A 14,804-nucleotide genomic window follows, 5' to 3' on the forward strand; every position below is an offset into this window, starting at 1 on the left:
TAAAAAACAGAAATCATGTTCAAAAATCATTTAAAAATTGCTTGGCGTAGTTTTCAGCATCACAAGCTGTTTTCAACTATCAACATTCTTGGGTTATCACTTGGTTTGGCTATAACTATTTTGTTGCTATTGTTTATCAATTATGAACGAAGTCATGACTTGATGTATAGTAAAAAAGATCAAGTATATCGCATTTTAATGAATGTGGATGATGAGGGCACCAAAGAGACCTGGTGTTCAAGCCCATCGGCAGTTGGTCCGGAAATGAAAGACGCAATTCCGGGGATAACGGAAGCCACGCGATTACTACAACATGATTTTGGGGGCACTGCGGTCGTTGCTGTGAATAAACAGAGTTTTATAGAGGATAAGTTATATTGGGTTGACCCTTCTATTATGGAACTATTTGATCTTAACATCACTCAAGGTGATCTTCAAGATCAGCTGATCAAACCACAAACAGTGCTGATCTCAGAAAGCATTGCCTCCAAGTATTTTGGGTCTAATAATCCCTTAGGAGAAGTTTTGGTTGTAGATGGCGACACCCAACTTGAAATTACAGGGGTTTTTAAGGATTTTGAGAAAAATAGCTCGTTACAATGTGATATTTTAGGGTCGTTTTCAAGTACATGGGCTGCAAAAAGACTCACTTGGGATAACGCTAGTTTTGAAACATATGCGTTACTGGATAAAGCTGCTGATCCTATCATTGTTGAATCGCAAATGCAATCCGTATTAGATAAAAACATTGAGAAACAAGATCAATGGTTTTCACTTTCGTTACAACCCCTTCCTGATATTCACCTATATTCTTCAGGATATACAGATACCTATACCAACAATATTGGAAGCATAACCGAGGTGCGCAGTATGTTATTACTGGCAATTTTGGTGTTGATCATTGCCTGTATCAACTACATGAACTTAACAACTGCAAAAACCCAAAAAAGAAATAAAGATGTCGGCATAAGTAAAACGTTGGGAGCATCTAAAAAGAATCTTATTGTCCGTTTTTATACTGAAACAGCTTTGGTAACAGCTATTGCTATTGGTATTGGGCTGGTTTTGGCCATGTTACTCGTACCAGTATTTAATCAATTAACTAATAATACGCTGGACATCAATACTGCATTTTCGACGAAATTTGTACTAGGATTACTACTAGTATTTGTAATTACCACTTTTGTTTCAGGATCGTATCCGGCATTGTTCATGGCGGGGTTCTCTCCTAAAAATATTCTAAGTCCTACATTCCGTCAAAGTAAAAGCACCGTTTTTGTGCGTAAAGGTCTTGTGGTTTTTCAGTTTATGGCGTCTTCCGTGTTGATCATAGGAGTACTTGTTATCTATATGCAACTCAATTTTGTAAAAGAAAAAAGCTTAGGTTTTCAGCCCGAAAGTGTTGTGGCTATTTCAACTACAGGAATGGCAAAACCTGAAATGCAAAATGCTTTAATACAAGAACTAGAGCGGTTGAGTTACGTTTCTTCCGTATCAAGAGCACAAGGATTTCCTGGTGTTGGTGTAAGTGGGCGTTCTGTCTTTAAAAATGATACAGATGAAGAGGGTTATACCGTGCGTACCAATCGAAGTGATGCCCATGTGATCAATGCGCTCCAATTAAAGTTATTGGCAGGTACAAGTCTTCCGATAAATAAAAGTCAGACCGATACTATTGTTGACGTTGTTGTCAACAAAAAAGTAGTTGATTATTTAGGAATAAGTCCAGATGATGCCATAGGTAAACGGGTCAACATGCAACTAGGCGATAATGCCTATATCGTTGGAGTGGTTGAAAACTTCAATTTTAATTCGCTGCGCGAACCAATAGGCGGGTATGCATTTCATAATCGCAAAACAGAATACTTATCCTATTTATTGGTGCGCTATGGAGGTAGTACCCAAAATGCTTTAACTGGTTTAGAAAGCGCCTATAAAAAGGTAGCAGGTAATGCGGTATTCGATTACAGTTTTGTGGAAAGTAAAGTACAGCAGTTTTATGAAAAAGAAGAGAAAACAGCTAGTATCGGGCTCATTTTTTGTAGCCTTGCCATTTTTGTAGCGGCCTTGGGGCTATTTGGTTTAGCGGCTTTTACGATTGAACGTCGACATAAAGAAATTGGAATTAGAAAGGTATTAGGAGCAAGCATTGGGCAAATTGTCACCTTACTTTCAAAAGACTTTGTACAGTTAACCTTAATCGCTTTAGCGATAGCATCGCCTGTTGCCTGGGTTTTCATGAAACAATGGCTAGAGGGGTTCGCGTATAAGATTGATATGCCCATATCAGTATTTTTAATTACGGCCCTTGGTGCCGTCGCCCTTGCAATAATGACCGTGTCATTTCAAAGTATTCGTGCTGCGATTATGAATCCAGTAAATAGTTTGCGAACAGAATAACATCAATCAATCAAAAAAGAAAATCATGTTTAAGAATTATCTAAAAATTGCATGGCGCAATTTACTTCGCAACAAAAGCTTTTCCTTGTTGAATATTGTTGGACTTTCAATGGGACTGGCGGTGACAACACTTATTTTAATATGGATAAACTTTGAAGTTGGGGTAGATCAATTTCACGATAAGAAAGATAGAATTTACCAGGTTTATAATGAATACCCTATCGATGGCGAAATCTGGACTTGGAATTCTACTCCAAAGGTAATGGGGCCAACTATCGAGAAAGACTATCCTGATGTGGAAGCGGTTTCAAGGTATTTTTATGAGAACACTTTTCTGTTTTCTAATGACGAAAAAAATATTAAATCTACTGGGACTATGGTTGACCCCAGTTTTTTGAAGATTTTCACTTTTCCTTTAATTGAAGGAAATGTAGATACCGTTTTAGAAGATGTGAATTCAGTAGTCGTTACTCAAAAGTTTGCTCAAAAAATGTTTGGTGATGAGCCTGCGGTTGGGCAAATAGTAACAATGGATAATGATGATAGCTTTAAAGTAACAGGAATATTAAAAGATCCTCCAGCTAATTCAGAATTTGATTTTGAGTTTCTTATTCCATGGGCTTACTTAAAACAAAAGGGTTATGACGACAATAATTGGAGTAACAATTCAATAGCGACTTATGTGCTACTTCGAGAGGGTGTTAACTACGATGTTTTTTCTGAAAAGATTAAACCGCTTCGTAAAACCTATGATAAGGCGTCACCCGATATGGTGACATTTCTTTATCCTTATAAGAGATCACATCTATATTCAAAATTTGAAAACGGGAAAGAAGTTGGCGGTTTAATAGATCGTATTCGATTGTTTGGTGTTATCGCAATTATTGTGTTGGTAATTGCATGTATCAACTTTATGAATTTAAGTACTGCCAGGAGCGAGAAAAGAGCCAAAGAAGTAGGTGTTCGCAAGGTTGTGGGCGCCCGAAAAAGAGCACTAGTTGCTCAGTTTTTAGGAGAGTCAATTATGATTTCTTTCTTGGCTTCTGCATTCGCATTACTCACAGTTTTATTAGTACTTCCATCGTTCTCTGAACTTGTAAATGAGGAATTAGTTGTCGATTGGTTGAACCCTAGGTTTTGGAGCATTGTGGTTGGCGTTATGATTTTTACAGGTGTATTAGCAGGCAGTTATCCGGCATTATATCTATCCTCATTTAATCCTTCGACAGTTTTAAAGGGGACTTTTTATAAAATAAATACGCTGATTACACCAAGAAAAATACTTGTGGTGATCCAATTTTCAGTGGCAATTATATTGATTACAGCTACCATTGTTGTAAAAGAGCAAATTGATAACGTTCAAAATCGAAAACTTGGATATAACAAAGACAATTTGGTATATGTTCAAATGGAAGGTGATATTGAAAAAAACTATCAAGTTATAAAATCAGCACTTTTAGAGTCAAGTGCAGCAGTATCTGTTTCCAAAACAAACTCACCAATAACCGAAACTTGGAGCAACTCGTGGAATTTTCAATGGAAAGGGAAAGATAAGGAAGATAAAACATTAGTGCATCGTTTGGTGGCAGATGATGCTATAATCAAAACCATGGGCTTGCAACTTGTCGAAGGGCGTGATTTTGACTTAAACAAGTACCCAACTGATTCAACGGCAATGATTCTTAACGAATCGGCCGTCAAGCTAATGGATTTTAAAAACCCTATTGGTGAGGTTGTAAGGGATGACGGAATTGACTGGCGTGTAGTGGGTGTTATCAAAGACTTTGTGTTCAACTCTCCTTTTCAAAAAATTGAACCTATTGTTATCGAGGGCGCCAAAGCTTGGTTTACGATGATTCATATTAAAATGAATAACAAACAAAGTATCTCCGATAATTTAGCAACTATTGAAGCAATCTTCAAAAAACACAATCCAAACTACCCCTTTAATTACGATTTTATAGACGAAGGGTACGCACAAAAGTTTGTTGATGAAAAGCGTACCGAGAAGTTGGCTAGCTTGTTTACTTTGTTAACTATTCTCATCTCTTGTTTGGGGCTATTTGGTTTAGCGAGCTATATGGCAGAAAATAGAATTAAAGAAATTGGTATTCGCAAAGTTTTGGGCGCATCAGTGAGTAGAATAACAACACTGCTTTCAAAAGATTTTCTAAAATTAGTGCTTATTTCACTTGTTATCGCAACACCAATTTCTTGGTATACTACCAATCGATGGCTACAGGAGTTTGCCTATAGAATTGATATATCATGGTGGTTTTTTGGTCTTGCTGGTATCATGGCACTTGGTTTAGCTTTTTTAACAGTGAGTTACCAAGCGATTAAAGCCGCAAAATCAAATCCTATAAAAAGTTTACGAACCGAATAAACTCAACAATCAATCAAAAAAGAAAATCATGTTTAAGAATTATCTGAAAATCGCATGGAGGAACATTGTTCGACAAAAGCAATTTACCTTTCTTAATGTATTTGGCCTAACTCTAGGTATCGCGTGTTGTCTTATGATTGGGTTATACGTTTATAGTGAGATGACATATGATACGTTTCATGACAAAGCTGATCGTATTTACCGGGTAAATCAATCTCATATTTGGGGTGACTGGAGCGATCAATTTGCATCTACAGGGCCCAATGTCGCTGTCGCATTGAAAGCGGATATGCCAGAATTTGAAGAGGTCACCAGAATATTGGATTCTGGAGATAAAACGGTGCGTAACGCTGAAAGCAGTAAAACCGAAACTATTTTCAAAGAAGAGCATTTTTTTGTTGCCGAAGAGAACTTTTTTAAAGTGTTTTCTTTTCAATTTAAAAAGGGAAATGCGTCTACAGCCTTGAAAGATCCAAACAGTCTCGTGATTACTCAAGAAACTGCAAACCGATATTTTGGTTCTAAAGATCCTATTGGGAAATTGTTAGAAGTAAGAAATACAGATGGAAGCTGGGAGACTTTAAAGGTAAGTGCCGTGATTGAAAATATATCGGCTAAATCTCATTTGCAATTCGATATGCTTGTGTCTCTAAATAGTTTACAACAACGTTTACAAAGAGAAGATTGGTTATGGGTTTGGACTGGCTTTTCAACCTATGGGCTCGTTAAGAAGAATACCGATATCGTATCTCTAAGTGAAAAAATTCAAGCTATTCCCCCAAAATGGGCAGCTTTGACAACAGAAAGAGTTTTTAACCAACCGTATGAAGAGTTCACCTCAGGAAAGGAATGGAAGTTATATCTAGAACCGTTATCCAAGATTTATTTATCAAATTCGCCTGGAGTTCATCGCTTTGGACCTAACGGAAATCCTCAATTCGTAAGACTATTTGGGGCTATTGGAATTTTAATTCTCTTTTTGTCCAGTATTAATTTTATGAACCTATCTACGGCTAGATCGGCTAAACGAGCAAAAGAGGTAGGCGTCAGAAAAGTTTTAGGTTCTGCCAGAAAACGATTGATTAACCAGTTTGTAATGGAATCAACCATATTTGTAGCGATCAGTACGGTAATAGGGTTGCTAATTGTGCAAATTTCGTTAGGCGGTTTTAACTCGATCGCCGAGAAACAGCTGTCTCTAATTCCCTTGTTTAGTGAACCTATATTTTTGGTTACTCTTCTTTTATTTGTGTTGCTTTTAGGAATATTGGCAGGGAGTTACCCTGCTTTTTACCTTTCTTCATTTAAACCAATAGAGACTTTAAAAGGGAAATTAAATGCAGGATTTAAAGGAAAGAATTTAAGAAATGGTTTGGTTGTTTTTCAGTTTACCATCTCAATTGCATTGATTATTTGCGCCTTTTTTGTGCAAAAACAATTGGATTATACGTCTTCGCTAGAATTAGGGCTGTCAAAAGATAATGTGCTTCAAATACACAATATGGAGCAATTAGGTATCAATGCCGAAACCCTTAAAACGAAACTAGAAAACACGCCGGCTTTTAGTCATGTTGGTTTATCTTATGGGATGCCACCCAATGTATGGTCTGGTGATAAGTATAGAGCCTTTGGGCCTGAAAATCCTGCCATACAGCTAAACGATTTCCGTACAGAAGGAGATTATTTAGACTTATTAGATCTTGACTTTATAGCGGGAAGAAACTTTGATTCCAATCGGCCAAATGACAAATATGGGGTGATTTTAAATGAAGAGGCAGTAAAAATATTTGGATGGGGTAACAAAGAAAATTATGCAACTGACTCTCCTGTTGGGAAGTATGTTGCATTAACTAATGAAAATGCAGATAAACTAGAAGTACTGGGTATTGTAAAGGATTTTAATTTTTCAACGGTAAAAGAAAAAATAGGACCTCTGGTAATATTACATCAAGACAATGATAAGATTTGGAATTATGGAAGAGGACGCACGTATTTATCTGCACGAATTGATCCCAAAGCAGTGAATAATGCGGGGGATTTACAATTATTAATAAGTGAGATTCAGACTGAGATAGCACAAATGGACTCTTCCGTTTTATTTGAATATAGTTTTATGGATGAGGAGTTTGAAAGTACATTTAGAGCAGAGACTCGTATGGGAGTTGTACTGAACATATTTACGGTATTGGCACTAATTATAGCATGTCTTGGTTTATTCGGACTTGCTGCCTTTTCAGCTGAACAAAGAATCAAAGAGTTAGGAATTAGAAAGGTCCTTGGTGCTAAGCTATCAGAATTGGTTATATTATTTTCCACAGAATTCGCCAAACTTATCATTATCGCTGTATTGATCGCATCGACAATCTCATATTTTTTAGTAGATGAATGGCTTACCAATTTTGCATACCGAACGCAAATTGATTTATGGGTGTTTATTGCCGCCTCGATATGTGCATTTATCATAACCATATTAACGGTTAGCTTTCAGGCATTAAAAGCAGCTAAAGCAAATCCGGTAAAAAGTTTACGAACGGAATAACTACTAACTGTATAAATACTGGACAATTATTGTCAAAAAATTTGACATTCTTTTGATATTACTTTTTGATTTTTAATTGTAAAATATTAAAAATCAGTTGTTTGCACATATGGCACGAAATTAGGCATGTTCAGTCATGAGTACTACCCATATCTGTTTTAAATATGTCATCATCAAAAAAGAATAGTTATGATTACAAATAACATCAAAGTATCATTTCGAAGCTTTAAAAAGTACAAAAGTAGTTTCATTATTAATATCATCGGGCTTTCTTCGGGTATCGCTTGTGTACTTTTTATCTCTTTCTGGATACATGATGAAATGCGTGTCGACAAGTTTCATAAAAATGAAACTCAACTATATCAAGTGTTATCTAATAGCGTCATTAATGGTGAAGTAATTACACGGGTTGACAGTCCTTTATTACTAGCAGAAAATATAATTGAAGAGTTTCCAGAGGTTGAATCTGCCACGGCAATCAATGCTGATTTTGCGACTCCTACAGGTATTTTTACTTACGGAGATATTCGTCAAAGTGCAAAAGGGTTATTTGCTTCGGCAAACTTCTTTGAGGTGTTCTCTTTTGATGTCTTTATTGGAGATAAAAGTCAAGTACTAGATAATAAACACAATGTAGTAATCTCCGAAAATTTAGCTAGAAAACTATTTAAAACAGAAGAAGATGCTATTGGGGAAACAATAGATTGGGATTACAAGTGGACTGACGGAAGTGGAGAAGAAAGGCTAGTTGTTTCCGGGGTTTTTAAAACACCACCTGTTCATTCAACACTTCAATTTGATTACATAGTGCATTCCGATTTATTGGTCGATGCAGATAGATGGGCTGGAGACTGGAATGGACATTACGGAAAATCCTTTTTGGTTTTAAAAGAAGGAACGGACATCGGTAATTTCAATCAAAAAATAGCAAAATACTTAAGTAATAAAAAAGAAGACAGCGAATATGAAATTACGAGTTTTGTTCAAAGATTTTCAGAAAGATATCTTAAAGAACCTTATGAAAATGGTATACAAGTAGGGGGACGTATTGTTTATGTAAGATTATTTTTCAGTATCGCTCTTATTACACTATTAATAGCCTGTATCAATTTTGTAAATCTTTCTACAGCCCAAGCAACTAGAAAAATGAAAGAAGTAGGGGTTAAAAAAACGCTTGGAGCCAGTCGGAAATCATTAATATATCAATATTTAAGTGAAGCTACCATTCTTGTTATTTTATCAACTGGGGTCGGTTTGCTTTTGGTGTTTTTGTTTCTTCCAAAATTCAATGCGATTACCGATAAGAATATTATTCTAAGTTTTGAAAATAATCAATTACTCATAATTACATTAATTATTGTTGTTACTGGTTTTTTAGCTGGTAGTTATCCAGCTTTTAGACTTTCTTCTTTTAAACCTGTAACCATTTTGAAAGGTGAGGCCCCTAAAACAGGATGGGAATTCTTCGTTAGAAAAGGGCTTGTGGTTTTTCAATTTGTAATTTCAATTGTTTTTATTCTCAGCATTTTGGTAGTAAACAAGCAAGTAAAATACATGCAGACTAAAAACTTGGGGTACAATAAAGACAATGTTGTTCAATTTGAAATTGGAGTAATTAAGAACATCTATTTACTAATAAATGAATTAAAAACCATCCCCACAATTGAAAGTGTAGGATATACAAATGGAGAATTTTTGGATGGTAATGATGATAATGGTGGATGGAATTGGTCAGGAAATGAAAACGAAAGTGATAGGTCTTTTCAAGCGCCTAGATTAGGATATGGGGCTATAGAAACGTTGGGAATGAAAATTATTGCTGGTCGTTCATTTTCAAAAGATTTTAAAGACGACTACAATAAAATTATACTCAACGAGTCGGCTTTAAAATTAATGAATATAGAAGACCCTATTGGACACCTCTTACAAAAAGGAGATGATCAACAAGAAATAATAGGTATCGTTAAAGATTTTCAATATGGCTCACTACATAAGAAAATTGAACCGCTTATCATAAGATTTAGACCTTATGGAAATAATATTCTGGTTAAAATTACTGCTGGAACTGAACGAGAAACGCTTTCGAAAATGGAATCTGTTTTTAAAAAATTTAATCCAGGGTATTCTTTTGACTATTCCTTCATGGACGCTAATTATAATAAATTATACGCAGCAGAAAACAGAGTAGCGCAACTTTCAGACTTTTTTGCTGTGTTGGCTATTATTATTTCGAGCTTAGGCCTTTTTGGGCTAGCTACGTTTACGGCAGAAAGAAGAAAAAAAGAAATTAGCATTCGTAAAGTACTCGGCCAAAGTATTGGTCAGGTTACTGTTATGCTTTCTAGCGAATTTGTAAAGCTAGTATTGATTGCAATTTGTATTGCACTACCAATTTCTTATTTACTTGCAGTGGATTGGTTGTCTGATTTTGCCTACAAAATCCCCTTACATTCTGGGTATTTTATAGGTGCAGCTTCGATAGCACTCATTACGGCAATATTGACTGTAGGTAGTCAGGCAATCCGAGCGGCAAACGAAAACCCTGTTAAAGCATTAAAAGAGGAGTAAAAATCAATATATGATCAAAAACTATCTAAAAATCGCCTGGAGAAACTTACTAAAAAACAAGATTTTCTCTTTTATCAACATTCTTAGTCTTTCAATAGGCTTAAGTGCAGCATTTGTTATTGGTTTGATTATTTATCACGATATGACATTTGATAATTTTCACAAGGATGCAGATCGTATTTATAGAATTACAAGCGATTTTACATCTCCACAAGGAAAGTTTCATAACACAGGTGTGCCCGTGCCTTTAACCAAAGCGGTTGGTAAAGAGGTTTCGGGTTTAGAGCTAGTAGCGCCTTTTTATCGTGCCTTTTTTTTCAAAGTACAGACTGATCATCAACCAAATGAGTTTAAAGATGTAAGCACAGCAATTTTTACTGACCACAACTATTTTCAGTTATTTAATTACCAGTGGTTAACAGGTAATCCAGCAAACGCGTTCAAAAACCCAAATCAGGTAGTATTGACCAAAGAGAAAGCGGATAAATACTTTCCGGGTTTAACCCCCGAACAAGCAATGGGTCTTAATGTAACGTACAATGATTCAATTGTTGCTGAAGTTGCTGGTATCGTTAACAGTTTTGAAGGCCGTTCGGATCTATTTTTTGATGAATTTATTTCGCGTTCAAGTGCCACTTCTTTCGGAGTTAAAGACCAAGTAGATAATATTGAATGGAATAATACAACCGATGACTCTCAACTATTTGTAAAGGTTAGTAAAGGTGTTGCTATTGAAAATATACAATCGCAGCTTGATCGTTTAGCAGAGCAGCATAAAGACCCTGATGATATTAAATATGGTCAAACGCATACCTATTATGCGCAACCTTTAAGCGATATTCACTTCAACTCGACCTATGGTATTTACGATTATAGCTTGCCTCAAGCCAGTAAGAAAACCCTAATAGGTCTTGCTATTGTCTCCATCTTTTTATTGTTACTAGGTTGTGTCAACTTTATCAATCTTAATACTGCTCAAGGTTTAAAAAGATCAAAAGAGGTCGGGGTGCGCAAAACCTTGGGGGGTTCTAAAAAACAGATAAGAACGCAGTTTTTAACCGAAACTGGCATTTTGACAATGTTTGCCGCTGTACTATCTGTGTTTGTGGCATTTTGGTTACTGCAGGTATTTAGAGATTTCATTCCAGCTACTGTAACGATGTCACTATTTTATAATCCGATAGTAATAGTTGGTGTTCTATTGTTGTTAGTTATTGTGTCCGTTGTATCTGGTTTTTATCCGGCATTGGTATTATCAAAATTCAAACCTGCTAAGGCATTAAAAGACCAAGTTGCATCACCGGGAGAGACTGTTCCCTTAAGAAAGTACCTGACCGTTTTTCAATTTGTTATTGCCCAAGTATTTGTTATCGGGACCTTATTAGTGGGTAAGCAAATTCATTATATGATGAATGAAGACATGGGCATAAAAACAGAAGCTGTCGCTTATGTCAACTTTCCATTTAACGATAAGTCTTTTGTAAAAAAGCAACGAGTTCTGGATAAAATCAGCCGTTTACCTCAAGTAGAAAAGTCGGCTTTTGGAGGTCGACCTCCTGCCTCTTTTGGTTATAATGCTACCACTATGAGCTATGTAACAGACGAAAAAAATATGAATGCAGGCATACAGCTTCTATTTGGAGACGAGGACTACGCTGAGGTGTATGATATAAAATTACTGGCCGGTAGAAAAGCCTTGAACGATACCATTAGGGAGTTGGTTATTAATGAAAAACTAATGAAAACACTTGGGTTTAACGATGCTGCATCAGTAATTGGCGAGCAATTACAATCTGACGATGAGAAGTTAACGATTGTTGGGGTAATGAAAGATTTTAATCAGCGGTCTCTAAAATCAGGCATAGAACCGATGGCTTTGATTGGAGATTGGTATCGCGATAGCGGCTTTTCACAATTTAATTATGTGCATTTTTCGCTACCCATAGAAAATAAAGAAGCTTGGCAATCAAGCATTACAGAAATTGAAACGATATGGAAAGATGTATATCCTGAAACTGAATTTCGCCTAACCTTTATGGATAATTTAGTACAGCAATTTTACAATCAAGAACGAAAAATGGCTCTTTTGTTAAAATGGGCTACCGGACTTTCTATATTAATTAGCTGCTTGGGATTACTAGGATTGGTAATCTATACCACTGAAAGACGCACCAAAGAAATTGGTATTCGTAAAGTGTTAGGGGCCAGTTTACTTCAACTTAATATGCTATTATGTAAAGAGTTTTTGTGGTTGGTAAGTATTGCTTTTTTAATTGCAATACCGATTGCCTGGTATGGTATTGATTATTGGTTACAGGACTTTACATATAAAGCTAGCATTGGTTGGGGGGCATTTGCTGTAAGTGGTATTGGTATGATAGTACTTGCATTGGCAATCATGAGTTTTAAAACAATTGCAGCAGGAATGAGAAATCCTGTTGAGAGTTTACGAACGGAATAAAAACAAAAGGATGAAGACGAACTTTAGATGATACATTAAAATTTTTGAGCCGCTATTTTAAAACTTGAAAAATGTTAAAACATAATTTGTTATTGTATTTAAGGAACATTAAAAAACACAAAAGCAGTTTCTTAATCAATTTAGTTGGCTTATCAACAGGTCTAATCTGTGTATTATTGGTTTATTTATGGGTTTTTGATGAACTTAACAAAGATAAATTTCATCAAAATGAGGAGCGATTATACCAAGTACGAAGAAATGTGCCCATGGGATTTGGGGCAATAGGAACCTTTACTTCAAATTCAAGCTTAATGCTTACCGCACTTCAGGAAGAAATTCCGGAAGTAGAAATGGCCACAGCAGTTTATAACATTGATAATAAATCCACCTTACAAACTGAAGAAAAAAAACTGAGTGGTTTTGGAAGGATGGCAAGTGAAGATTTTTTTAGGATATTCTCTTTTCCTTTAATCTCGGGAGACAAGAGCACCGTTTTGGCAGACGCAAATTCGGTAACAATCTCGTCAGAACTGTCTGCCAATTTTTTCGGAGAGGTAACTGACCCAATAGGAAAATCCATCGCTATAAAAGTATCGGAAGAAAACGTTGATGACGTTTTTACCATTACTGGTGTTTATGAGGTTCCTAAAGACTCTTCAGAGGAATTTGATTTCGTATTGCCTTATAAGACCTTTTTAAAATACCGAGATCCTGACGATATCGCTTGGTATAGCAACAGTTCTAGCATGTATGCGTTGCTTAAGCCTGATATTGATATTGAAGCATTAAATACTAAAATGGTTGATTTTTTAGGGACGAAAAGTCAATACTCTAAAAACGAAAAAGTTCTTTTTACTAAGTATAGTGACAATTACTTAAGAGGAACGTATGAAAATGGCAAGCAAGCAGGGGGCCGAATAACTTATGTGATGTTGTTTTCTATTGTAGCCCTTTTTGTGCTGTCTATTGCTTGCATCAATTTTATGAATCTATCTACTGCACGCGCCTCTAGAAGATTAAAGGAAGTGGGGGTTAAAAAAGCAGTTGGAGCGAACAGAAAATCATTAATCTTTCAATTTCTTTCGGAATCTTTACTGCTCTCATTCTTTGCCCTAGTGTGTGCGTATATTGTGGTGATCATCATTTTACCATGGTTTAACAGCATTACTGGGAAAGAACTTGTTTTTAGTATTGAACCGGAAATTTTAATAACCCTAATCGTAATTGCGTTGCTCACTGGTTTGACTTCAGGAAGTTATCCAGCTTTTTATCTCACTAAGTTTAACGCAGTTAAGGTATTAAAAGGAAAAATAAGCACTTCTTTTGGAGAATTAATGATACGCAAGGGTCTGGTAGTATTTCAATTCAGCATTTCCATTTTATTGATAGTGGCAGTAAGTGTTATCTATATGCAATTAGATTATATACAATCAAAAAATCTTGGTTATAATAAAGACAATGTAATGGTTATTGATCGACAGGATGGGCTTATTACTAATATGGATGTTTTTATAGAGGAGGCTAAGCAAATTCCGGGGGTTGTCAATGCATCTTTTATGCAGGGAGGGATGACCAATTTTAGCAATTCATCTCGGGGGCATTCATGGCCCGGTCAAAATGAAGAAGGGAAGGAAATAACATTTAGGCACGCACATGTGGGGCCGGAGTTTATTGAAACCATGGGTATCGAAATGAAACTTGGCCGATCATACATCAATGAAAAACCAGATAACGATTCAAAAATCATATTAAATGAGACCGCTGTGAAAATGATGGGCCTTGAAAATCCTATAGGTACGATAATAAATATGCGGGGGCCAAATAGAGAGATCATTGGTGTGGTAAAAGATTTTAATATTCAATCATTGTATGACGAAATTGCACCAATGGCATTGCTGTGTAGAACAGAATGGGTGAGCAGTTTAGTGTTAAGAATTAAGGCTGGCGAAGAAAAAGCTACAATTTCAGAACTGTCAAACTTATATAATAAGTTCAACCCTGGCTTAGGGTTCAATTTCCGTTTTTTAGACGATCAATATCAGCAACTTTACCAATCAGAACAGCGCGTAGCAACCCTGTCTAAATATTTTGCAGGGATGGCCATATTGATCTCTTGTCTTGGACTATTTGGCCTTGCAGCTTTTACAGCTGAAAGAAGAAGAAAAGAAATCAGTATTCGTAAAGTACTTGGCCAAAGTATTAGTCAGGTTACTGTTATGCTTTCTAGCGAATTTGTAAAGCTTGTATTGATTGCGATTTTTATTACGCTGCCAATTTCGTATTTACTTGCAGCGGATTGGCTTTCTGATTTTGCCTACAAAATCTCGCTGCATTCAGGGTATTTTATAGGTGCAGCTTTGGCAGCACTCATTACGGCAATACTGACTGTTGGTAGTCAGGCAATACGAGCGGCAAACGAAAACCCTATTAAAGCACTAAAAGAGGAGTAA

General features: G+C 36.1%; 6 protein-coding genes. All 6 read left to right on the forward strand.

Features of this window, described 5'->3' with window-relative positions:
• The first annotated feature begins 15 nt into the window (after positions 1–15).
• Positions 16–2,400, forward strand: coding sequence for an ABC transporter permease (locus ABN763_RS04835; protein WP_410484303.1), 2,385 nt, complete (start codon positions 16–18; stop codon positions 2,398–2,400).
• Positions 2,401–2,425: 25 nt separating this feature from the next.
• Positions 2,426–4,786 carry an ABC transporter permease gene (locus ABN763_RS04840; RefSeq protein WP_410484304.1) on the forward strand — a complete coding sequence of 787 codons (2,361 nt, stop codon included), beginning with the start codon at positions 2,426–2,428 and terminating at the stop codon, positions 4,784–4,786.
• Between the two features lie 28 nt (positions 4,787–4,814).
• On the forward strand, positions 4,815–7,325 hold the full coding sequence (locus ABN763_RS04845) for an ABC transporter permease (RefSeq protein ID WP_410484305.1): 2,511 nt from the start codon (positions 4,815–4,817) through the stop codon (positions 7,323–7,325).
• A 189-nt stretch (positions 7,326–7,514) separates the two neighbouring features.
• On the forward strand, positions 7,515–9,893 hold the full coding sequence (locus ABN763_RS04850; RefSeq protein WP_410484306.1) for an FtsX-like permease family protein: 2,379 nt from the start codon (positions 7,515–7,517) through the stop codon (positions 9,891–9,893).
• 10 nt (positions 9,894–9,903) lie between these two features.
• On the forward strand, positions 9,904–12,354 hold the full coding sequence (locus ABN763_RS04855) for an ABC transporter permease (protein WP_410484307.1): 2,451 nt from the start codon (positions 9,904–9,906) through the stop codon (positions 12,352–12,354).
• 71 nt (positions 12,355–12,425) lie between these two features.
• Positions 12,426–14,804, forward strand: coding sequence for an ABC transporter permease (locus tag ABN763_RS04860; RefSeq protein ID WP_410484308.1), 2,379 nt, complete (start codon positions 12,426–12,428; stop codon positions 14,802–14,804).

The organism is Spongiivirga sp. MCCC 1A20706 (assembly GCF_046524175.1).
Taxonomy (GTDB): domain Bacteria; phylum Bacteroidota; class Bacteroidia; order Flavobacteriales; family Flavobacteriaceae; genus Spongiivirga.